General features: G+C 41.9%; 21 protein-coding genes and 3 riboswitches. Of the genes, 4 read left to right on the top strand and 17 right to left on the bottom strand.

The window, feature by feature from the left end:
* Positions 1–66: 66 nt before the first annotated feature.
* From ACN6MY_RS03280 to ACN6MY_RS03270, 3 genes are all read right to left on the bottom strand, one after another.
* Complete coding sequence (locus ACN6MY_RS03280; RefSeq protein ID WP_419882729.1) at positions 67–840, bottom strand: hypothetical protein; 774 nt, start codon at positions 838–840, stop codon at positions 67–69.
* A 428-nt stretch (positions 841–1,268) separates the two neighbouring features.
* The gene (locus tag ACN6MY_RS03275; protein ID WP_419882728.1) at positions 1,269–1,625 is read right to left on the bottom strand and encodes a metal-sensitive transcriptional regulator; all 357 of its coding nucleotides are present in this window, start codon (positions 1,623–1,625) and stop codon (positions 1,269–1,271) included.
* A gap of 95 nt (positions 1,626–1,720) precedes the next feature.
* The gene (locus ACN6MY_RS03270) at positions 1,721–2,836 is read right to left on the bottom strand and encodes a citrate/2-methylcitrate synthase (protein ID WP_419882727.1); all 1,116 of its coding nucleotides are present in this window, start codon (positions 2,834–2,836) and stop codon (positions 1,721–1,723) included.
* Between the two features lie 103 nt (positions 2,837–2,939).
* On the opposite strand from ACN6MY_RS03270, the gene ACN6MY_RS03265 reads away from it, so the two are divergent.
* Positions 2,940–3,821 carry a LysR family transcriptional regulator gene (locus ACN6MY_RS03265; protein WP_419882726.1) on the top strand — a complete coding sequence of 294 codons (882 nt, stop codon included), beginning with the start codon at positions 2,940–2,942 and terminating at the stop codon, positions 3,819–3,821.
* A gap of 214 nt (positions 3,822–4,035) precedes the next feature.
* Here ACN6MY_RS03265 and ACN6MY_RS03260 read toward each other — a convergent pair whose 3' ends face one another.
* The 7 genes from ACN6MY_RS03260 to ACN6MY_RS03230 form a co-directional block, all read right to left on the bottom strand.
* The gene (locus tag ACN6MY_RS03260; RefSeq protein WP_419884060.1) at positions 4,036–5,019 is read right to left on the bottom strand and encodes a reverse transcriptase domain-containing protein; all 984 of its coding nucleotides are present in this window, start codon (positions 5,017–5,019) and stop codon (positions 4,036–4,038) included.
* Positions 4,929–5,309 (bottom strand): hypothetical protein, encoded by a 381-nt coding sequence (locus tag ACN6MY_RS03255; RefSeq protein WP_419882725.1) that lies wholly within the window; start codon positions 5,307–5,309, stop codon positions 4,929–4,931. Before ACN6MY_RS03255 ends, ACN6MY_RS03260 begins: the two co-directional genes overlap by 91 nt.
* A gap of 575 nt (positions 5,310–5,884) precedes the next feature.
* Entirely contained in the window at positions 5,885–7,144 is a 1,260-nt protein-coding gene (locus ACN6MY_RS03250) for a cation:dicarboxylate symporter family transporter (protein WP_419882724.1), read from the bottom strand.
* Between the two features lie 128 nt (positions 7,145–7,272).
* Positions 7,273–7,424: riboswitch (cyclic di-AMP (ydaO/yuaA leader) on the bottom strand.
* Between the two features lie 193 nt (positions 7,425–7,617).
* Positions 7,618–8,868: an efflux RND transporter periplasmic adaptor subunit gene (locus tag ACN6MY_RS03245; RefSeq protein ID WP_419882723.1), complete on the bottom strand. Its 1,251-nt coding sequence runs from the start codon at positions 8,866–8,868 to the stop codon at positions 7,618–7,620.
* Positions 8,869–8,883: 15 nt separating this feature from the next.
* Positions 8,884–9,546, bottom strand: coding sequence for a hypothetical protein (locus ACN6MY_RS03240; protein WP_419882722.1), 663 nt, complete (start codon positions 9,544–9,546; stop codon positions 8,884–8,886).
* A 132-nt stretch (positions 9,547–9,678) separates the two neighbouring features.
* The gene (locus ACN6MY_RS03235; RefSeq protein ID WP_419882721.1) at positions 9,679–10,578 is read right to left on the bottom strand and encodes a YegS/Rv2252/BmrU family lipid kinase; all 900 of its coding nucleotides are present in this window, start codon (positions 10,576–10,578) and stop codon (positions 9,679–9,681) included.
* Between the two features lie 240 nt (positions 10,579–10,818).
* Complete coding sequence (locus ACN6MY_RS03230) at positions 10,819–11,697, bottom strand: TetR/AcrR family transcriptional regulator (protein WP_419882720.1); 879 nt, start codon at positions 11,695–11,697, stop codon at positions 10,819–10,821.
* A 189-nt stretch (positions 11,698–11,886) separates the two neighbouring features.
* On the opposite strand from ACN6MY_RS03230, the gene ACN6MY_RS03225 reads away from it, so the two are divergent.
* Positions 11,887–15,027: an efflux RND transporter permease subunit gene (locus ACN6MY_RS03225; RefSeq protein ID WP_419882719.1), complete on the top strand. Its 3,141-nt coding sequence runs from the start codon at positions 11,887–11,889 to the stop codon at positions 15,025–15,027.
* A 271-nt stretch (positions 15,028–15,298) separates the two neighbouring features.
* Here ACN6MY_RS03225 and ACN6MY_RS03220 read toward each other — a convergent pair whose 3' ends face one another.
* The 5 genes from ACN6MY_RS03220 to ACN6MY_RS03200 all read right to left on the bottom strand — a co-directional run bounded on the left by ACN6MY_RS03220 (position 15,299) and on the right by ACN6MY_RS03200 (position 19,645).
* The gene (locus ACN6MY_RS03220) at positions 15,299–15,730 is read right to left on the bottom strand and encodes a VOC family protein (protein WP_419882718.1); all 432 of its coding nucleotides are present in this window, start codon (positions 15,728–15,730) and stop codon (positions 15,299–15,301) included.
* A 145-nt stretch (positions 15,731–15,875) separates the two neighbouring features.
* Positions 15,876–17,066 (bottom strand): M20 family metallopeptidase, encoded by a 1,191-nt coding sequence (locus ACN6MY_RS03215; RefSeq protein WP_419882717.1) that lies wholly within the window; start codon positions 17,064–17,066, stop codon positions 15,876–15,878.
* 59 nt (positions 17,067–17,125) lie between these two features.
* Positions 17,126–17,974, bottom strand: coding sequence for a MetQ/NlpA family ABC transporter substrate-binding protein (locus ACN6MY_RS03210; protein WP_419882716.1), 849 nt, complete (start codon positions 17,972–17,974; stop codon positions 17,126–17,128).
* Complete coding sequence (locus tag ACN6MY_RS03205; RefSeq protein WP_090991220.1) at positions 17,971–18,639, bottom strand: methionine ABC transporter permease; 669 nt, start codon at positions 18,637–18,639, stop codon at positions 17,971–17,973. The genes ACN6MY_RS03210 and ACN6MY_RS03205 overlap by 4 nt, the downstream gene beginning before the upstream one ends.
* Positions 18,629–19,645 carry a methionine ABC transporter ATP-binding protein gene (locus ACN6MY_RS03200; protein ID WP_419882715.1) on the bottom strand — a complete coding sequence of 339 codons (1,017 nt, stop codon included), beginning with the start codon at positions 19,643–19,645 and terminating at the stop codon, positions 18,629–18,631. The genes ACN6MY_RS03205 and ACN6MY_RS03200 overlap by 11 nt, the downstream gene beginning before the upstream one ends.
* A gap of 160 nt (positions 19,646–19,805) precedes the next feature.
* Positions 19,806–19,923, bottom strand: a riboswitch (SAM riboswitch).
* A 246-nt stretch (positions 19,924–20,169) separates the two neighbouring features.
* A riboswitch (SAM riboswitch) is annotated at positions 20,170–20,270 on the top strand.
* 68 nt (positions 20,271–20,338) lie between these two features.
* Between ACN6MY_RS03200 and ACN6MY_RS03195 the strand changes: the two genes are divergently transcribed.
* Both ACN6MY_RS03195 and ACN6MY_RS03190 read left to right on the top strand, forming a co-directional pair.
* Entirely contained in the window at positions 20,339–21,094 is a 756-nt protein-coding gene (locus ACN6MY_RS03195; RefSeq protein ID WP_419882714.1) for an alpha/beta hydrolase, read from the top strand.
* A 63-nt stretch (positions 21,095–21,157) separates the two neighbouring features.
* Positions 21,158–21,322 carry a CsbD family protein gene (locus ACN6MY_RS03190; protein ID WP_090991186.1) on the top strand — a complete coding sequence of 55 codons (165 nt, stop codon included), beginning with the start codon at positions 21,158–21,160 and terminating at the stop codon, positions 21,320–21,322.
* 128 nt (positions 21,323–21,450) lie between these two features.
* Here the strand turns inward: ACN6MY_RS03190 and ACN6MY_RS03185 are convergent, their stop codons facing one another.
* Together ACN6MY_RS03185 and ACN6MY_RS03180 are read right to left on the bottom strand one after the other, a co-directional pair.
* Complete coding sequence (locus ACN6MY_RS03185; protein WP_419884059.1) at positions 21,451–22,248, bottom strand: cytochrome c oxidase assembly protein; 798 nt, start codon at positions 22,246–22,248, stop codon at positions 21,451–21,453.
* Between the two features lie 8 nt (positions 22,249–22,256).
* On the bottom strand, positions 22,257–22,655 hold the full coding sequence (locus tag ACN6MY_RS03180) for a DUF2243 domain-containing protein (protein ID WP_419882713.1): 399 nt from the start codon (positions 22,653–22,655) through the stop codon (positions 22,257–22,259).
* Positions 22,656–22,936 lie beyond the last annotated feature (281 nt).

Genomic DNA, 22,936 nt, shown 5'->3' with positions numbered 1-22,936 from the left:
CATTTTTTCGAATGCCGCCAATTCTGCCAGCAGGTATTACAGACCATTATTTCGTCTGATAAAAAATCATTGTTTTTTCAGGACTACGGACCATTCTTTGGTCTTGCGGTTAAACACAACAAGTGCATGGGCGCTATCGTTTTTCGCCTCATTATAGGCTTCGATCATATCATCCATATTTAAATAATCGCCCACAGTCCAGATAGGGATTTCAATGCGGTTCCTTGACTGCTGCACGCCAATCAGCGAAATGGCGATTCCCTCTCCCATAAGAGGCTCCAGGCTTTCGAAAACCTCCAGCGGCACCTGGGGATATTCGCTTTTTTTTCGGATACCTAGCCATGTCCTCTCAACACGAAGGGACTCAAGCTTAATGGAAAGCAAGTTTCCAAGCATTTTATAATATGTATCAAGCGATCTGTAGTACGTTTTATTAAACCATCCATCATCATGGGAAAGATATGCAAAATGGTTATTCAGCTTTCTGAAAAAAGGCTGCCTTAAGTGGCTTTTGGTGTGTCCCAAAAACAGAAGCTCCGCAAGTTCCTTATCTTCTATATCATCAAGAGCTGCTTCTTCTTCAAAGTCTACCCAGCAAAAATCTCCATACTCGCTGACATCCTCTTTAAGCAGATTCATCACACTGTCACTTGGAACATAATCCAAAAGCGTGTTTCTATTGAATTCTCCATCTTCAAACTGATGCTTCAGCAGCAGAAGATTGGAAAGAGGATGCTGCAGGGAATAAACAAATTCCTGAAAGCTCATTCCATAGGAAATCACAAATCGTTCGGAAGCCTGCACATGCATATAAAGAATGTCTTTTCTTTCATTTTTCATACTATCCCTCCGAACTGGCATTTGTCCTTCCTGTTTTCAATAGAATGCCCAAAAAGTCCATTATTGATTATTTTACCAAAAACAATTCCCCTTTGTATAATTTGAATAGGAATTTTCCTGGCGAATCCTAAATCTCCATTACTCAGTGAAGATGTGGCTCAGTTAGCCATCAACACAGAAAGAGAAAAGCAGCATTCTATTGTTCAAGGCATCTTGCCAGTTCGCTTTCGCCAAACAGTCCCCTGCCCGTCTTCACGTCAGACTCTATATTAGCTTTTTAGCAGAGCTAAAAATAAAAAGCCTTCTCTGACAGAAAGCTTTCAAAAAATTCATAAGTGTAATCAGCACTGGCCACTTAGGGGAAAGTCCAGTCTCTATAATCCCCTCTAAAACAGAGCCATTCCTTGTCCTCACTGACTATTGGTTTCTTATTTCTTCATTAACCGCTGGATAGTCACAAGCACTTCATCAAGGACCTCCATGTCGCCTTCTTGAATCCTTTCAACCACACAGCTCTTCATATGGCCTTCGAGCAAAAGCTTTCCTACACCATTCAGAGCAGATTGAGTGGCAGCGATTTGGGTGATCACATCATCACAATAGGTATCTTTTTCTATTAGTCCTTTAATGCCCCTTATTTGACCCTCCACTCTGTTCAAGCGAGTTATCAGGTTTTTTTTAACAGCGTCAGAATGATGGCTCTTTCGGGAAGATTCTCCTGAGCAGCAATCTGCTGCCCCGTCTATCGGCATCACGCTTTGTTCATTAGGGTTTTTTTCACTCATTGCACAGCCTCCCTCTACAAAAATCTTATCATACCCCCCTGGCGTATGCAATGCGCTAAACACTCTTTACTCATGTTCAATATCACTATAATAATTTATCCTTTTTTCTCTGCCGCAGCTCTCATCCCTTTTTCCTTAATTACTCCTATATATCTCGCATCCGGCCGGTAAATAGCATTATCTGACCATTGCTCCATCACATGAGCAGTCCACCCTGTTATTCTCGCCGCTGTAAACGCTGGAGTAAACAATTCATCTTCCATACCTATTGCTTTCATAACGGCAGCCGCATAAAATTCTACATTCGCATAAAGGTTTCTTCCAGGCTTATATTCCTTGAGTAATCTAACCGCACAGTCTTCCACTTCTACAGCCAATTCAAGCCAAGAATTATTTCCGCTTACTCTTTGGGCAATTTCACGTAAAGCAATTGCCCTTGGATCAGCTGTTTTATAAACCCTATGTCCGAAACCCATCAGTTTCTCTCCGTTATTAAGCTTGAGACGGAGTATTCTTTCTATCCCTCCTGACTCTATTTCATTTAATAATTCAATGACCCCGCTCGGCGCTCCCCCGTGCAAAGGTCCTTTCATGGCACCCGCTGCGCCTGTAACTGCTGATGCTAAATCGGATTCTGTTGATGCTATCACCCTTGCCGCAAATGACGATGCATTCATTCCGTGCTCCATCGTCAAAATCATATAGGCCTCCAGAGCATCCCTTTTGGCCCCCAGCCTCCTTTCACCTGTTAGCATATAGAGAAAGTTCTCCACATGATTGAGCGATTCATCAGGTTCAATCTGCAATAACCCTTTATTTTCCCTATATCGCCAGGCAATGACAGAAGGAATGACAGCCATTAGTTCAATCGCCTGCTCTATAACTGGTTTTTCATTAAATTTCCGGGTTCCCATAGACGAAATAACTGTGCGGATGGCCGCCATTAATTCCATATCCGCAGGTAAGGCCTGAAGCATTGCTATTGTTTCAGGCTGCAGCATTCTTTTTTCCTTAAGCATTACCTTCAGCGCATCAAGCTGGTTTCCATCAGGCAATTCCCCGTGCCATATCAGGTAGGCCGCTTCCTCAAATGACCTTGTCAGAGCCAATTCTTTAGCATCAAATCCACGATAAATCAGCAGACCCCTTTCCCCGTCAATCATGCTTATAGATGTTTCAGCAGCAATGATTCCCTTCAACCCTTTACTCATTTTAACTCCTCCTTTTCTACTTATATAATAAGCCGTATAATTAATAGAAAATATTGAATTTTTACGCTAAAGTTGATTACTTTTTTTAATCAGGAGGTTCCTTATGGACTTAAAATGGCTTCAGACCTTCACAGTTGCGGCAAAATATGAAAATTTCCGAAAGACTGCTGAAGAGTTATTTATTTCCCAGCCTTCCGTTACGGTCCACATCAAACTGATGGAAGAGTACATAGGAAGCGAGCTCTTTGAGAGGATCGGGAGAAGGGTCCAGCTGACAGCAGAAGGAAGACGCTTCCTGCCGTACGCAAAAAAGCTCCTCGCCATACATCAAGAAGGCATTGAGGATATGGAAGATTTCAAACAAGGCCGTTCCCGCAAGCTGACTCTTGCCATATCACCATTAATTGCTTCTTCCATCATGCCCTCAATCCTGAAAAAATACATGGTCCTAAACCCTGACATATCTTTGGAAATTCAGGTTATGGAGTCTAAGGATATCCCCGCTGCGGTATTAGAAGGACAAGCTGATTGCGGGCTCTCGAGAATGCTGATTGTACACACAGAGTTAACCTGTTCACCGCTTTACGCGGATCCTGTCATCATGATTGCCCCGCATGATGGCTGGTATAGCGAAAGCAGCCCGCCGGTCGATATGGAGGAATTGTTGCGGCAGCATAAGATTTTAACTCATAACCACCCAGAATATTGGGGAGATCTGCTGAAACAAATCAAGAAGAAATACTCTTATGTCCAAACAATGGTAGTGACACAGATTGAAGTGACGAAACGATTCATTGAAGAAGGACTCGGAATTTCCTTTTTGCCGTCCTCTATCGTCAGAAGGGAATTACTTGAAGGCAGGTTTTCGGAAGTATTAACAGAAGAACTTTCCCTTCCAGTTGCACGCAGCTATTTCATTGCCAAGTATCAGCATGAAGAGGGCATGCGCTTCCGCCAATTTCTGTCTCAGTTTTACTATCAGTAAAAGCCAAGCAGCCGGGCACCCATCACAAAGATAGATTTCCGCATCCTGCTTATGCGTTCAGACTCAGTTTCATGGGCCCATACAGCACATAAAAATATGGCGCTGGTACCAGATTGAACGTGGCAGCCATAAATCGAGTAGAGGGAAAATAAGTCATTTATTTTCACCCCTCTCACAACACCGTACGTACGGTTCGCGTATACGGCGTTTCAATTTATATCACAGTGTGTACTTTTAGATAATGTTCTAAAGCAGAGGGGACTCCCCTCTGCTTTAGTCTTTTGTTTGAGATTGCTCTTTGGACGACTTTTGATAATCCTATGAATCGGTAACCTTTTCGACAGTATGTTAATCCTTTCGCTTCTTCCTCCGGAATCCCTAGTTGAATAAGCGATTTGATTTGTTTCTTCGTTACTTTCCATTGCTTCCAGATGATGACCCTAATTCTAGAGCGAAGCTTTTGGTCTATTCGTTCAGTCACCTTTTTCATGTTTGCCACTCTGAAGTAGTTTACCCATCCAAGTATCACTTGTTTCAGTTTCAATATTCGGTAGTCTAGTGGAACACTCCAGCTCCGTTTTGTCAGTCGTCGAAGCTTCCTTTGAAACTTCTGTACCGAACTTGGATGAGGTTCCACTTGATATCTCTTGTTTTTAATGTCGTAATAATACCCAAATCCTAAGAATTTTAATTCTTTTGGACGTGAGATTCTACTCTTCTCTACGTTGACTATAAGACCTAATTTCTCTTCTATAAATCTCACGATTGAGTTCATTACTCGGTTCGCTGCTTTTTCACTTTTCACAAAGATAAGGGCATCATCTGCGTACCTCACGAACCTTAGTCCTCTTATCTCTAGTTCCTTATCAAGTTCATTTAACATAATATTACTCAATAGTGGACTGAGGTTTCCTCCTTGCGGAGTACCGACAGGTGTGTCTTCATATTTTCCATTCACCATGACTCCACTGACTAAGTATTTTCTGATTAACGAGATGACATCTCCGTCTTTTATTGTGTTGGATATAATTCGCATGAGTTTATCGTGATGGACGGTATCGAAGAATCTTTCAAGGTCAATGTCGACTACCCAATCATGACTATCATTCAAAAATTCCAGGCTTTTAATAATCGCCATTTCACAACTTCTTTTTGGTCTGAAACCGTAACTGAATTCGCTGAACTGTTCTTCAAATATCGGACTGAGACTTGATGAATGGCTTGTTGAATGACTCTGTCCACTACTGTTGGTATTCCCAATTTGCGCACCTTTCCGTTTTCTTTTGGGATTTCCACTCTTAAGGCAGCTTGTGGTTGGTATTTTCTTGTTCTGATGCGCTGACGCAGTTCATCCTTATTCTCTTTCAGATATTGCTTTAGTTCGTCGACTGTCACTCCATCGATCCCACTTGTACCTTTATTTTTATAAACACGTAAGTAGGCTTCATTCATATTTTGATTTCTTAGAATCTGTTCTAAAAGTTCCACACTCGTTTCTCCTTCCCTCTCACGTAGTAAGTGATAGCTCCCTTTTGGTTATCCTTTGAGATACGCTCATACTTTTACCATTAACACATTCGGAGTTTTCGTCACTCACGCATTCGTGGTGTTGAAACACTATAAATTGTTCAGCCCTTCATGAAATTATTTCACTACTATGGCTTCTGCTGACTTCTTGCGGCTAACCTTTTTCGACTGTACTTCTGTACATCCGCAAGACCTCCCAGGGTAAGACAACTATCTTTCCTCTTTTGCTCGCCTGATTTACCCTACAAAGTTACGCACATCTTTTGGACTTTAACTTGTTTGGGAGTCTCGTCCCTTTATAGAGCCTTAGTATCAGGTTTCTGTTCGTCGAGTCAAGATTTTATTCCACGCTTCCTCCAGCCCTTACCTCACGATAAGTACCTTGCGCTTCCTTAGTGGTTGGTCGATGTGTACCCCCACAGTGGACTTTCACCACCTAGATAGTTGCCATGCCTGGCACACCAAAAAAAGCCCGCATCTCTTAATGCAGGCCATCCTAAGATGAACCGCATTAAGAGATACGAGCTTTTTTACATTTATCCGTTAACCTTCTCTGCCGCATGGACATTTCTATTAGGATCGAATTTGCCTTCCCATTTCGAAATAACAATCGCAGCCAAGGAATTTCCTACTACGTTTACAACGGTACGGCCCATATCCAGGATGCGGTCAATACCTGCAATAAACGCAAGTCCTTCAACTGGAATTCCTACAGAACCAAGTGTGGCCAGGAGAACAACGAATGAAACTCCAGGAACACCAGCGATTCCTTTTGAAGTAACCATTAAGACAAGAACCAATGAAATCTGCTTGGTGATGCTCAAATCAATCCCATACATCTGGGCAATGAAAATGGCGGCAAGCGATTGGTAAAGTGTAGAACCGTCCAGATTGAATGAGTAGCCAGTCGGAATAACGAATGATGAAATATGCTTCGGACAGCCGAGCTTCTCCGTTTTTTCCATAAGCTTAGGAAGCACTGATTCAGAACTCGCGGTAGAAAATGCTAATATTAGCTCTTCTTTCAATGATTTAATTAATTTGAAAATACTGAATCCCGCTATTTTTGCAACAAGCCCCAGCACAACTATTATAAAGAAAAACATTGTTCCATAAACCGTAATGATGAGCTTGCCTAATGGTATAAGTGAAGAAAGCCCAAACTTGGAAACTGTTACACCGATAAGCGCAAATACGCCAACTGGCGCCACTTTCATAATCTGGTTTGTCATATAAAACATGGCATCTGCCGTTCCCTGGAAGAAGTGAATCACCGGTTTCCCTTTTTCGCCTATGGCCGAAATCGCAAAACCAAACATCAAGGCAAAAAAGATAATGGCCAGCATATCGCCATTGGCGATTGCCGAGATTGGGTTCGCAGGAACTATATTAACGATTGTATCAGCAAACGAATGCTGTTCAGTAGTTTTTGCTGTGTCAACATATGAGCTAATGTCTGTTTTACTTAAGTGTCCCATATCTACACCGGCACCCGGCTTGAAGATATTTGCCGACAATAATCCTAATAAGATAGCGACAGTCGTAATAATTTCAAAATACAAAATCGTTTTACCGCCAATTTTCCCAAGCTGTTTGATGTCCCCAACACCTGCAACAGCAATGATAATACTTGAAATAACAATCGGTACAACAATCATTTTAATTAAACGGAGAAAAATGTCTCCAATAGGCTGCAAATATTTAGCTATGTCAGAGTTTCCATAAAAAATGGCCCCTACAATAATTCCAATCACCAGACCTATAAATATTTGCCAAGCTAAACCAATTCGTTTCATCTACATCCTCACCTTCTGTAAAATTCTATTGTGGAAAAGAAATTTGTCTCGGTAAGGGAAACAAATAGATGTTTTGGTTCAAAAAAAAGACACGTAGGGTGTCTTTTCATGCGAACGAAATTCACATACTGTTCCCTTTAAGACGCTGACGAGGTTAGCTGTCGGGTTAGGGCCCGGAAACACACATTAGCCCTTTCTGAAGTCAGAATTCACCCCAAGCGGAATACACCGCAAAGTTGGTTCCCCCGTTCTCAATAACAAGATTAAGCGGAAATTGAATTATAATAAAATATTATCCTATAAAAGCAAATCTGTAAATCCTTTTTGATTATAACTACCCGCAGAAAATGCTGGATAACAGACAGGATTTCCTGCCGCAGCAAAAAATCATCTGATCGCTGCCCTCAATAAAAAAATCTCCTCATGCTTAAAATGCAGCAAGAGGAAATGCCCAAAACACCAATATTAAAGATCTATTTTTCCAATAAACCAGTCAATAGATAGCGGATTGTTAAGTGCTTGGCAATTTTTTTATAAGTTGGGGCTCCATTTTCGCTGACTAATATAGGAGTAATAAACAAACTATGATCCTGAGGCGTTTTACATGGTGACACTACAGCAAATTCGCCAGCAGTCAAACCGCTTTTTATTTCCTGCTTCCCTTGAGAACGAAGGCCTAATTCAACATATTGGTTATTTATATACCCTTTTGGGTTTATTTTATAAACATGAGGCTGCTTTTTTACATGCACAGCTTCCTCTTCGATAGCTGATACTCTTTTTGCATTTTTTGCTGTGACGGTTAGAGAAACATTGGAACCAATAGGAAGCTCCCTTTGGGTTTCTTTTATGCTCCCTTTAAAACGGTAGGAATTTTTGGAATTGACGGAAGGCTCCTTAACAGGGTAGGCATTAATTTTCACGACCGTTCCCTTAAGCGGTCTTTTTAATTCCGGTGATTTGATGGTTATCATCATCCCCGTTTTGGCCATTCTAAATTCTTTTTCTGATAGCACACCTTCTACCGAAGGTGTCTTGGATGCAATTGTAAGAATAGGATTTTTCAAATTTTTATTGATTTTTTCCACAATTCCATCTGCCTGGCTTGCTGCGGCTGCGGTATTGCTTTGTTCATCCATGAAGGCGAGCTGTTCGTCAAATCTTTTCATTTGTGATTCAAGCTTAGTCTTTTCTAATTCTTGTTTATAAATTTCCTGTTCAATCGCGCTTAGGATTGCCTGATTAGAGGCATCAGATGCAAGATTGAGGTTTTTATTTATATCTGCATTTTCATCTGTAACAGGCATATCTGCTGTAATGGTTTCCTTATAGCTCTCAAGCTTGCTGATGTATGCATCAATTCCATCCTTGTCGCCTGCAGCCTGGGATTTTTCTGCTTCAAGATTTTTTTTGATCCTGTCTGCTTCTGGAGAAGTATATTGAAAAAGTGCGGTACCTGCACTTACGTCATCGCCTTCTTCAACAAGGAACTTCTGAAATTCCTTGCCGTTCCCGCCGTTAAAGTAAACCGGATACTCATTATTTGGTTTTATTACGCCAGAAGTGTGAAATGATTTTGTCAGGTTCTCTTTTTTGACAGACGACCATTTGCTGACAAAGAGCGTTCTTTCCACTTTGCTGTTTTCTTTTACAATTAAATACACATTGATACAAATAAATAATAATGCCGCCAATAGAATGATAGCTTTGTACTTAGTTTTCATAATCTCCACAGCCCCTTACAGAATCACACTAACATCAAGATAAGCGAGGAATGCTCCTGCTGTCCAAGTGATGATAAAAACCAATGCAACCGACAGCCAAACTATTAATCTGCTTTTCTCTGACAAAAATTTTAAATAGTAACAGGTTAGCGCAATCATAGTAAGCTGGAACAGCGTAATACTTCCAAAAAAGTGAATCAAATACTCATTAGAAGTAAAGTGCTGGCTTATTACCCCGAATGAAAAAGGGTTTGCATCCTGATTTACGTTCAGGAAAATGGAAATCGGTACAAGCAGCAGCTTTTCCAGCAGATATAAAATGAATACGATCATTTGGACCAGCACAATTTTTATGTATGCAATATCCAGCAGCATCCAGTAAACCAAGGATGCACCAAAGAAAAATAGAGAGGGAAACACGATTCCCGCTGCCAGCTTTCCATATAAAAACAGCATTTTCGCTGCTTCATACTCCCCTGGTGTCATCTTAGTCAGCTCTTTGGAGATTGATTCTGCCCCTAATCCAAAATATGCTCCAACTCCATAAACCAGCAAGCTGACAGCATACAGCATGAACAAGGAAGGGCCAAACCGGGTCACGGCTTCCGCCTCTTTTAATTGATACCTGCTTGAAGCCGGATGAAGCAGGCCTTTCACAAATTGCATTTGATAGATCATTTATGTTCCCCCGTAAACTTGAAAATAATGTTATCTCTTATTTTAACGTAAAACTGGACAAAATGAACAAACGAATGCTGTAAACTTTATGTTAATTTTATTGTAACCGCCGCCACTGAAGACATCCGCAGGTTAAGCTTCTGGTCCGCACAGCATAGGGAGGTGGTTTTGCAGGACTTGAATATTGGCAGGTGTTTTCAGATAAATCTCTCCATCTGTGTCTGCTTCCATTTCCTGAGAGGTTTGAATTTTAATATCACTTGCCTGAAGATACCATACACCCGAGTCAGGTTCTGCGCTTTCCGCTGCCAGCCTTTTCATTGCTAGAAGTTCTTTGAATACTGCTATGTTTGATTTCTTAAGAATGACGATATCCATTACTCCATCCTGGCTATCGATCAGGGGAAATGGAAGCAGGTTTGTCCCAATGTACTTTCCGTTGAGGACGAGAATCATGATTGCTTCATCCTCTATCGTTTTTCCGTCATACTCCATTGTGAAGGAAAATGGTTCATTATCTCCAAGCGTCCGAATGGCACTTAAAAAATAGCCGATTTTCCCAAAAAGGTTTTTCTCATGTTCATCAATGTTGCTCGAAGTATCCGTAATAAGTCCGATTCCCCAAAAATTCAAGAAATACCTATCTCCGGCTTTACCGACATCCACTTCCTTTATCCTGCCCGCCATCATTTCTTCAGCTGCTTTTCCGATTTTTTGCGGCAAATTAAGCGTCCTCGAAAAGTCATTGCAGGTACCGCCAGGTAAAATGCCTAAGGCAGGCCGCTTATTAAGTACAGACAAACCATTGACACATTCGTGAACCGTCCCATCTCCTCCAAGGACAAATACTACATCCATATCTTCCCCGAATTCCCTGCATATCCTTTCTGCATCACCGGCCTCTTTGGTTTGAATAACCAGAAACTCCTCAATATTGCACGAAAGGACCGGCAGGCATTCTCCCAAATTCTTTTCAAGCTTTCCGCCGCCGGCATTTTGATTATAAACCAGCAATCCTTTTTTCCACTTCATCGTCCCGCCTACTTTCTGCTTTTCAAAATGTATATGTCTAACGCTTTCCAAAATCCTTGAATTTAAAACATTATTTATTGTTCAGAAAATACCTTGCTCTAATGCTTTATTATTATTATAAACTTTTTTTGTAAAAAAACCCCAAACCATTCCAAGCATTCAAATGACCTAAATAATAGGGTTTTGTATATTCAGCAGCATGTCTGGCAAACTAAAAAAAGACAGCTTAATGCTGCCTGGTTAAAAAAGGTACCCTTTAAGCCGCTTCTTCAGCGTAAGGAGAGATGGATCTTTCAGATTTATTTTTTCAGCCATCAAAAGAAGGCTTTCTAAAATAATTGAATTGGGAGATGTTTGCTCCAATTCGTTTTTTATAGCCTGGAGTGTTTCTAGTTCTTTTTTCTTGCTGGGGCTATGGGAATCCCCACTGGAGATAACCAACTCAATCGCTTCATTTACAGCTTCCCTAAGAAGTGCCAAGGTATCCTCCGTATCTGCGGCATTCGGAAAAGCAATATCCTTAAGAAGCGACCCCTTTTCATCCTTCAGTCCTTCCACTATGGAATCCAGGCGATTCAAGAGAAATTCAGGGAGCCTTCCACTGTCATATTCAGCTTTCTCATCCATTAAACTCAAAGACATGTAGGATTTAAAAACGCCATCGATCATTATGGCACAATCAGGAATATATTCTTCCTTCAATTGAGGATAGAGGCTTTTCATCTTTTTTTGGAGCCATAAAAAATTCCCTTTTTGGATCATTAATAAAAACTGATCCAGTTCTTCAGTAATATGGTGCATATGTTCTTTCATCAGCATCTTAATAAATCCAGTATTCTCAAGCATCCGTTTTATTTGAACAGAAAGCTGCTTTGCAAATTTTGCTCTTTCACCCAAGGAATCGTCACTTTCTACAGAGGATAATTCACCCTGGATTGATTCATAGAAATGAGTAAATATAAAAAGCAGCAATTCGTCCTTTGATTTAAAGTAATTATAAAAGGAACCCTTTGCCATCCCGCACTTATCCACGATTTCTTGTATCGAGGTGGCATGATACCCTCCCTCAGCAAATAACGCTAAGGCCGCTTCCATAATAAGCCTGCTTTTTTCTTTCATAGAACATCCACCTAACATCCATTCAAATGAAATGACCATTCAGTCACTATGTCTCCCATTGTATATGATATATTTACAAATCTCAATAGAGCCTACAGTCGAGGGTATTTATTATTGCATTGAAACATTAATTCCTATATATTCTAGAAGTGACTAGTTGGTCATAAATTTGATCACGGAGGAATCAGATTGAATTCGATTATTAAGTTTTCTCTTAAAAACAAACTGGCTATTTGGCTGCTGACAATCATCGTCGTTGCCGCTGGGATATATTCCGGTTTGAATATGAAGCTCGAAACACTGCCGAGCATATCAACACCGGTAATCAGCATATCCACTGTTTACCCTGGCGCCGCCCCGGATGAAGTAGCGAATAAAATTTCTGAACCGATTGAGAAAAGAGTCAGCAATCTCTCAGGAGTAGATATTGTCAGCTCATCATCCATGGCGAACGCATCTTCCATACAAATAGAATATAACTATGACAAAGATATGGACAAAGCTGTGGATGAAGTCAAAGAAGCTATCTCAGGACTGGAATTGCCAGAAGGGGCACAGGAGGCAAAAGTTTCGCGCATCGACTTCAACGCTTTCCCTGTTATTGCCTTGAGCGCAACAAATGCTGGGACCGGCCTGACTGAATTGACAAAGCAGGTAGAAGAGGACCTCGTCCCTAAACTTGAGGGGATTGACGGAGTTTCAGAAGTGACTGCCTCAGGACAGCAGGTCCAGCAAGGGTCATTAGTCTTCAAAAAAGAAAAGCTTGCACAATACGGTCTTGACGAACAAACCGTCAAACAGATTATCCAGGGTTCCAATGTTTCAGTGCCTCTTGGATTATTCAATTTTAAAGATAAAGAAAAAACCATTGCTGTCGATGGCAACATCGGCACTCTTAAAGACTTAAAAAACATTGAAATTCCTGTTTCACCTAAATCTGCAGGAACTCAAGGGATGCAGCAGTCCCCGCAAGGAATGGCCGGACAAGCGGCTCAAGGCCAAAACCAGCCATCTGCAGCCTCCCAGCCACAGCCGAAGCTGGCAAAGGTTAAGCTTTCTGACATCGCCGACATCAAAATTACCGGCCAGGCTGAAACGATTTCCAAAACCAACGGACATGATTCCATCGGGATTCAAGTAACCAAATCTCCAGATGCGAATACTGTCAATGTTGTAAACGACGTAAAAGCTGAGCTGAAAAAATTCGAAAAGGATACGCCAGGATCAAAGATCCACACAACCTTTGATCAGGGCAAACCAATTGAGCAATCAGTAAAAACCATGCTTAACAAAGCAATTGTAGGCGGAATTTTTGCAGTGCTGATCATTTTGATTTTCTTAAGGAATATCCGTACTACACTTATTTCAGTCATCTCAATTCCGCTTTCATTGCTGATTGCTGTTCTTGTTTTAAAACAATTCGACATCACCTTGAACATCATGACTTTAGGAGCAATGACCGTAGCAATCGGGCGCGTAGTCGACGACTCCATTGTTGTTATTGAAAATATATTTAGAAGAATGACATTGAAAGACGAAGAATTAAAGGGCGGCGAACTCATCCGTTCAGCAACAAAAGAAATGTTCATTCCAATTTTCTCATCTACCATTGTAACGATTGCAGTCTTTTTGCCGCTTGCCCTTGTTAAAGGACCTGTAGGCGAAATGTTCCTGCCATTTGCCTTAACAATTGTTTTTGCATTGCTGGCTTCCCTGCTTGTTGCCATTACCATTGTTCCTTCTATGGCCCATTCTTTATTTAAAAACGGCATAAAAGGGAAAAATCACGAAAGCAAGCCAAGCAAATTATCGAATTCTTACCGAAAAGTACTGAACTGGTCTTTGAACCATAAACTTATTACATTTATCATCGCCATTTTATTGCTGGCAGGCAGTTTATTGCTTGTTCCAAAGATTGGCGTCAGCTTCATTCCATCGGATGAAGAGAAAACCATGATTGTCACGTATAAACCTGCTCCGGGAGAAAAGAAATCAGATGTTGAAAAAGCAGCCGCCAAAGCTGAGAAGTTCTTCATGGATAAAAAACAGGTAACCTCTGTGCAGTACACAATCGGAGGGGAAAATCCGATGATGCCCGGTTCCGGAAATTCAGCGATGCTGTACGTCTCTTATAAAAATAACACACAGGATTTTGAAGCTGAGAAAGACAAATCCTTAAAACATCTTACCGGATTCAGCACTGCCGGAACATGGAAATCGCAGGACTTCAGCGGCACAGGCTCCAATAATGAGCTGACACTTCATGTTTACGGAAAAGATCTGAACCAAATAGAGCCCATTGTCAAAAAAGTGACCAAGCTGCTGAATGATAACAGCAGCCTAAAAGATACCGACACTACTCTTTCTGCGTCTTATCAGCAATACACGCTTGTTGCTGACCAAAGCAAACTGAGTGATCTTGGCTTGACTGCTTCACAGGTCGCGATGGCACTTTCTGCAACAGGTGAAAAAGAAACTTTAACAACCATCAAAAAAGACGGAAAAGATGTAAATATCTATATTGAAAAACAAAATAAACAGTTCCAGGATAAAAATGACCTAGCTAGCAAAACCATTACATCCCCTCTTGGAATGGAAGTTCCGCTAAAAGAGGTTGTCAAAATCAAAGAAGGAAAATCACCGGATACCGTAACCCGCCGCGACGGAAAAAGGTATGCTGACGTTACCGCCAAAATTAAAGGCAAAGATGTTTCCAAGGTCACCAAAGAGGTTCAGGATAAGATAGATAAACTGGACTTGCCTGCAGGAGCGAGCGTTTCCCTGGGCGGAGTTTCCGAACAAATAGGCGATTCATTCAGCCAGCTTGGACTTGCCATGCTAGCTGCCATCGCGATTGTTTACTTGATTCTTGTCATAACCTTCCACGGAGGGCTTGCACCTATTGCCATCCTTTTCTCTCTGCCATTTACTATTATCGGCGGATTGGCCGGATTATTCCTGGCAGGTGAAACGATCAGTGTATCTGCATTGATTGGCGCACTGATGCTGATTGGAATCGTCGTGACCAATGCCATTGTCCTTATAGACAGAGTGATTAAGAAAGAAGAAGAAGGACTCAGCAAACGCGATGCCCTTCTAGAAGCTGGAGCAACCAGGATACGTCCAATCCTTATGACAGCCATCGCAACAGTGGGAGCACTCATTCCGCTTGCAATCGGCACTGAGGGCGGAGGATTAATTTCAAGAGGACTGGGCGTCACCGTAATTGGCGGCTTGATCAGTTCCACGCTGTTAACTCTTGTCATCGTCCCTGTCGTATACGAATTCATCACAAGCTTCGGCAAAAAGAAAAAAAGAAGGAAAGCATAGTACTATATTAGTCAAATGCCCCTCACATTCCGTGAGGGGCATTTTGCTTGTTCCATATTGCTGGTCTTCAGGTGATATATGCATTAAAGCTATATACTTAGGTCAGCGTTTGTGGCCCGTCTTCCGTCAGCTATGCTTGGCTGAGGAGGCGTCATGCAGGGTGACGCGGCGCCATGGCGCTTGCGTCGAATCCTTTCCATAACTGCATGAATTCCGTAATGAATGGCGTTAACCGACAATTTGGCAACAGGCAAGATATAAAGAGTCATTACTAAAAAGCAAGCATAGCTCCTTTTTCGTCAAATACAGAATCCGGATTCCACGCTACCTCCCACATGTTATTTTCAATATCTGCAAAATACGCGGTCCGCCCTCCCCAGAATGCAGCACTTGGTTCTCGGAGAATTTTCCCTCCTATTTTTCGGATATGGTCAATAACGGCATCAACTTCTTCCGGTGTATTTACGTTAATAGCCAAAGTAACTGCTTGATAGGTATCCTTTGTTTTATGGATTTGCACTCCTGAATCAGTTTCCAGTTCTTTCAAAGGAAAGAGAGACAACAGCACACCGGCTGTTTTAAACACTGCATATTGATCTGAACTCATTTCCGGTTCGCTCCAGCCCAGCTTTTGATAAAAAGCGCGGAGTTCCGCCAAATCGATTGCTCCTATTGTTATAAGTGTTACACGCTGCGGGACCATATATTACCACTCCTAACCACTGTTTATACACAGTATAAATGCGGAGAACTACATTTGAATCATATATTTTTCGACAAAATGGGGTCAGACCCCTAAAAAAAATCATAAAACCGCTAGTCAGGGTCTTATGATCTTTGTGTATTATTTATTTTTCCGCATGGCGGAATTCTGTTTTAACTTTTTGCAGCAATTCTTTGTCTGTCAGGAGTCGGTAGCCTGTCAATGCAAGGGCTTTGGCTCCTGTTAATAATGCGTGTTCTCCCTGCCTGGAGCCGGCTGCCTCGCGGAATTCATTTGTGTGTGCAATCAGCTCGTCATGGCCGATTTTTATATAAGGATGCGCTGTCGGCACCACATGGCTTACATTGCCTGCATCTGTGGATCCAATTCCTCCGCTTCTCTTATCAACAGTTTCTCCTAGGTTCTCCAGTTCTTCCCGAAGAACCTCATCCAAAGATGTATTGATAACAATATCATGCACTTCATTTTGGAATCGCTCAATCTTTACGGTAGCTCCTGCAGCAAGTGCGGCACCTTGAGCAACATTCCTGACCTTAGCTGACACTTCCTCTGCACGTTTCCATGTGCTGGCACGAATAAAGAAACGGGCAGAGGCAAAGTCAGGAATAATATTAGGTGCATCGCCTCCATGGGTAATGATTCCGTGTATTCTTACATCTGAAGGCAATTGCTGCCGAAGGGCATTGATTCCATTGAATAAACCAATTACTGCATCTAAGGCATTGATTCCTTCTTCCGGTGATCCCGCAGCATGTGCCGCTTTTCCGTAAAAGAAAAAATCTAAAGGGTCAACTGCCAAAGATGGGCTTGTCAGCCCTGTTTTACCGCTCGGGTGTATCATGAGCGCAGCGTCTATGCCCTCAAGCAAGCCATGTTTAACGAAGCTCCCCTTTGCACTTCCATTAGGGCCTCCTTCTTCTGCAGGGGTACCGAAAACCACTGCTTCTCCGCCGGTTTCCTCAACCACTTTTGATAAAGCAATTCCAGCAGCAATACTCGTCGTTCCAATAATATTGTGGCCGCAGGCATGCCCAAGTCCCGGCAAAGCATCATATTCTGCTAAAAACGCAATGGAGGGGCCCGGTTTTCCTGAGGATTTTCTTGCTATAAAGCCCGTTTCATGCCCGGCGACATTTCTTGTCACTTCAAAGCCAGCTTCCTCCAGGATATTAGTTAATGTATCAGACGCAAAATATTCCTGGTTTCCTATTTCAGGATTTTCGTGGATGTTATGGCTTGCTTCTATATATCTATCCCTGCCATCCTCAATGCTTCTCACAATCAAATCTCTTTGTGTTTCAACTACTACTGTCATATAAACCTCTCCTCTCTCTTAACTTTATATTTGAGCTGGCCAGCAAAAAAGATTTCATCCTATAAGTTTTTAATTTTATCTATCGAGGTTACTACTGGCACCGTGGCACCTTTATCGCGTTTGATGATGTAATCGTGAACTGCTTTCGACTGATATGCTTTTACGATTTTAAGGAAATCTTTATCCTTTTTATTTTTTGTTGCAGCAGCAATTACGTTGATATAAGGCTGGGCCGCTTTGTCATTCGGATCTTCCTTATAAAGAGGGTCTTTGGAAGGCTTCAGGCCGGCTTGCACGGCAAATCCATTGTTAATGACAGCCGCTCCCACATCTTCAAGCGATCTTGCCGTTTGTCCGGCTGCAATCGGTTTGATATTCAAGTGCTTCGGATTGTCTTTGATTTGGTCCACACTGCCTCTCGGATCAAAATTATCCACCAGTGTAATAAGCTTAGCTGATGCCAAAAGCTTGAGAGCCCGCCCGGCATTGGTTACATCATCGGGTATTGTGATGGTTGCTCCGTCCGGTATGTCTTCTATCTTTTTATATTTTTTAGAATAAATCCCCATTGGCGCTATCACTGTGGAGCCGATTGCCGAAATATCGAGGTTATGATCTTTTTTAAATTGATTCATATAAGTGATGGTCTGGAAAGAATTTAAATCAATGCTGCCATCATTTAAGGCTGTATTAGGCTGGACATAATCTGAAAAAGATACAATCTTCAGGTTGATTCCATCGTCTTTTACCTGTTTTTGGACAAGACTCCAAAGATCATTGTCGTCACCATTTATCCCTATTTTTATTGTGCGTGTGCCTCCATCCTTGGAAGCTGAATTTGATGAGCATGCTCCTAAAACCAATATCAAACTTGCCACTGCCGCGAAAATAATACTTAATCTTTTCATCCTCTTTTCCTCCTCACATATCTTGACCATGTATTTCCAAAGCTTTGAATAAGCTGAACGCTAACAATAAGCAATACGACTGTAATGACAATAACGACCGTGATAAAGCGCTGATAGCCATAAGTAATAGCCAGGTTCCCAAGACCCCCTGCACCTACTGCGCCCGCCGCTGCTGTCGAACCGATCAGCCCGATCGTTGCTGTAGTAAACGAAAGTATCAATGATGGCACTGCTTCTGGAATAATGAATTTAGTGATAATCTGCATTTTTGTGGCTCCCATTGCGTGAGCTGTTTCCAGGACTCCTTTATCCACCTCGAGCATGGAATTTTCAATCAGCCTTGCAAGATACGGGCCTACAAAAATGGACAAAGGTACAATCGCTGCAGCTACACCTATTGATGTCCCCGTCACAAGCCTTGTAAATGGAATAATAGCAACCAGAAGAATAATAAAGGGTACAGAACGGACTATATTCACAATGGTATTCAGGGCTAGAAAAACAGCCTTATTTTCCATGATATGTCCGGGTCTCGTGATCACAAGAATGATGCCTAATGGCAGTCCTATGATTGTTCCAAAAATGAATGATCCAAACACAGTGAGAAACGTCTCTTCACAAGCCTGGAAAAACTGGGGCCAGAAAAATTCCCAATTAAGCTCCATGCGCTTCGGCCTCCTTTATGTCGATTCCGCTATTCAAGATAAATTGAACGGCCTTATTTCTTTCCTCAATTTCCCCGTCAATCGCAATAAAAAGATTTCCGTATGGTTTTTCCTGCAGCTCTGTAATAGATCCATACAGGATGTTCAGATGAATATCAAACTGCTTGGAAACTTCCGATAGTAAAGGGCGTGCCGCTTTTTCTCCCAGAAAAACAAGACGGTAATAGGTCCCGCTTCTTATTTTTTTTGATAAATGAGGCGGTATTTCATTTTGCAGAACGGTATTAACGAAATTACGGGTAATTCTTTTCTGAGGATTAGTAAACACATCATAAACTGTCCCTTCTTCAACGATTTCCCCGTCGTCAATCACCGCCACCTTATCGCATAAATCACGAATCACACTCATTTCATGTGTAATCAGGACAATGGTAATACTGTAAGCTTTATTTACCTTTCTTAACAGTTCAAGAACATTTCTTGTTGTTTCTGGATCCAATGCGGATGTTGCTTCATCACAAAGCAGGATTTGGGGATCTGTCACAAGGGCCCTGGCGATTCCGACACGCTGTTTTTGTCCGCCAGACAGATGGCCCGGATAAACATTTTCCTTTCCGCTGAGTCCTACAAATTCAATGAGATTCATCACCTTTTTTTGAACATCCCGCTTCTTTTCCCCCTGGAGATATAGGGGCATTGCAATATTGTCAAAAACGGTTTTAGCAGAAAGCAGATTAAAATGCTGAAAAATCATCCCAATTTCCCTGCGTGTTTTCCTAAGTTCATTTTCATTCAATGACATCAAGTCCAATCCATCAATGCTGATTGTTCCTTCTGTCGGTTCCTCTAACCGATTAAGACATCTTATTAACGTGCTTTTTCCTGCTCCTGAAAATCCTATGATTCCAAATATATTCCCCTTATCTATTGTCAGAGAAATATTATTTAGTGCATGAATAGGGGTTTTTCCCTGATAAACCTTTGAAACATTTCTGATTTCAATCAATTCTAATTCCTCCTATGGCGCTTTTAACCTAGTATTCTCATAAGTTTAATCAGTTATATACATATAAGCCGCCCCTTTCATCAATCTTCCGGAAACGAAAAAACCCTTCTTTTATCCATGACAGATAAGAAGAAGGGTTTATATGTATAAGCCGATCTACTTCTTATCTTTCAAACCGATTGTACCGATTTGCAGGAATTAGCACGGTATTTGCAATAAGAAGCAAACCCGTTGCCGAGGTTTCGCAGGGCCAGTCCCTCCACCTCTCTGGATAAGTAATAGCATATTATTCAATTGTTTTTTAATTTGTAACTACAATATTATGTGGACTTATGGGATAAGTCAATATTTTTTTAAAATTCCCAATAAAAAATTTCCGTTTCGTCATTCTAGGTTATGTATTCAAAAAGAATTCAGAACAAGATTTTACAGATAAAAGAGGGAACGGTTGACGAAAAAAATCATATCGTGTTATTATAAAACCAAGTAAATTAATAAGAATAGTAAATTATAAACTTCATATACCATTATCACGAGTGAACGAGAGATCTGGCTCAATGACTTCACAGCAGCCTCATGAAAGGTGCTCCTACCAGCAAAGCATATTTGCTTTGGCTGATAAGATTTGTTTAAAAAACTTTCTTTGCAGCCGGGCAAGGAAAGTTTTTTATATTAGAAAGGAGTTTTTTCGCAATGTCATTTTCCCCTGTTATTCCTGGTGCTGAATCCTTTTTCCATCCCGGCAATTCTACAGGAATTTTAATTTGCCACGGTTTTAACGGGACTCCTCAGAGTGTTGAATATTTAGGGAGCCAGTTTGCCGAGAAGGGATATACCGTTTATGCACCCCGTTTAAAAGGGCACGGATCTGCTGCGAGCGACCTGAAAGCCTGTTCTTATCAGGATTGGATTCAAAACCTGGAAGACGCCTACTGCGTTCTTCAGCAAACCTGCAGGAGGGTTTATATCCTGGGGCAGTCCATGGGCGGGGCTCTGGCCATTGATTTGGCTTCGAAGACAAGCTGTGATGGCGTCATTACAGTTAACGCTGCTTTAAAGGTGCCGCAATATGAGCAATACCGAAAAGTCCAGTCCCCCCTTTTCGTCCCGGATGGCTCACCAGATATCAAGGATCCATCGGCAAAAGAAATCACCTATCCAGAAGTGCCGCTCCACTCAATTAAACAGCTGCTGTCGCTTATGGATCTGACTAGTGAAAACGTTAAAAAAACAACCTGTCCCCTGCTCTTGTTTTATTCGGTTGAAGACCATGTGGTTCCGGCAGAATGTTCATTTTATCTTTATGATCAGGCCGCTTCGCCTGAAAAAGAACTCATCGCTCTTAGGCAGTCTTACCATGTGGCCTCCCTTGATTATGATAAGGAACACATTATCAAAAATACGCTTCGCTTTATTGAAGAACATTCCAAGAAAGAAATGGCATCATAATTTTGTTTAACAGACTCCTCTGCGGGTAAATAACAAGTAAACCAATGAAGGAGGAAGATAAAGATGAGTGGTTTATCTGATAAAGTCAAAGGTACTGTAAATAAAGTAAAAGGTGAAGCCAAGGACCAAATGGGCAATGCCAGCGATGATAAAAGAATGCAGGGCGAAGGCAAGAAAGATAAGTTAAAAGGCGAAATCCAAGAAGGTATTGGCAAACTAAAGGATTAATACTAAACCATACACTAGGAAGCTGCAGAAAATCTGCAGCTTCCGTATTACGATAAAGAATAAAATTTCTATATGCGCACAGGTGTAAAAAGCAGCCCTCCATTTTTTTCGGAGGGCTGCTTTTTTTATTATATAAAGGAGTCTCCCTGCCTTACTGATGCAAATGCTTTAGGGCGTGCGCCTCTAAACCATTGCAGGCAAAAAATAAAAATCATGATGAGATCAATTGCATCCCCGCCATAGTACATGAGCATCCCCCCTGTTTTTGCCTGGGCTTCCCCTACACCAGCGGGTGGATATGCATAGATGTACTTTGATAAAATCCCGTGTCCACCGGACGCCAGCACCAATACTATCGCGCGATAAGCAAATGGGTATCGGCAGCTGACCAAATCCATATAAATCATGGAAACGGTGAAAAGATACCCGGCGATGAAGATGTGCATATGTATGACAACATACCATATCATATTCTCGTGCATTACATAGTATAAATTTGTCATGTAAAGCAGCCAGAGGCCGCCAATATTCAGGACAGCAGCCACAACGGGATGAAAAAACAGGTGTACGATTTTAATCTTCATAAGCCGTGTAAGCCTTCGGGCAAAAGAAATCTTGACTGTGCGCAGCAGAAGAGTCATAGGAGCTGACAGAGCAATGAGCAGAGGCGCAAGCATCCCAAGCAGGAGATGGGCAGTCATATGGCAGTTAAAATCAGTATGTGCCCGTTCTGCCAGAGGACCACTGACAGCAAAAATGGTACAAAAAACACCAAGAATCCAAAAGATACAGCGGCGCAGCGGCCATTGACGCAACCGTTTGTGGCGATTCGGGACATAGGCCGCACCCACATACAAAAACGAGAAGAGAACGATGAGAAACACTGGAAAGATGATTCCTAGGGAACTTCCACTCGCGTGTTCCATGTGATGATTCACGAGATATTCTCCTCTTGACTTGAGGCTTTTTCTTTTCTGCTGGTGATTACTGCTCCAATCACAATAATAGCGACCGCGAAGATATTCCAGACCACGTCATAAAAGAACAAGTTTGACACATAACGAATCTGGTGCAATCCCATGAGTTTATGCTGGACAGTGCCATCATAAAATTGAAACAAACCTGCTCCGAGCAGCACACCTCCCCACCACCTTGTCCGCAGCCAAGCCTCTCGCCTGCGAAGGTCAGCCACCATGAACAATGAAGCAATCGTGGCAAACCAGCTTAACGCGTGAAACAGGCCATCAGAAACCAGTCCCACAGCAAGAGTGGACTTGTCATAAAAGTGATGCCAGTGCAGGAGCTGATGAAAAACCGCCTCATCACCGACCAAAGATTGCGCCTCAGATGATTAGTTGCAGAAGACATATGTTCCTCCCCTGTGCTTTTGTAGGAACGTTCACGATCACTCGAACTTATTACCTTCCATTCCCATTAACCCTGCTAACAAAACACGGAACCGCAGAAAAGGAGTTGCGGCAGTGAAAATAGAAGGCTGTTTTCGTAAACTTTGTCGTTATGGAGAACTAGGTGGTTGATTTCCGCTCCAGGATGCTCGCTTTCCGCGGGGCGGGCGGTGAGCTTCCTCGGCTGCGCCTGCGGGTGTCTCACCTG

The sequence above is a fragment of the Peribacillus sp. B-H-3 genome (assembly GCF_048572925.1).
GTDB lineage: Bacteria > Bacillota > Bacilli > Bacillales > DSM-1321 > Peribacillus.
The sequence above is the reverse complement of the archived record's forward strand: the minus strand, read 5'-3'. Positions and strand labels throughout refer to the sequence as shown.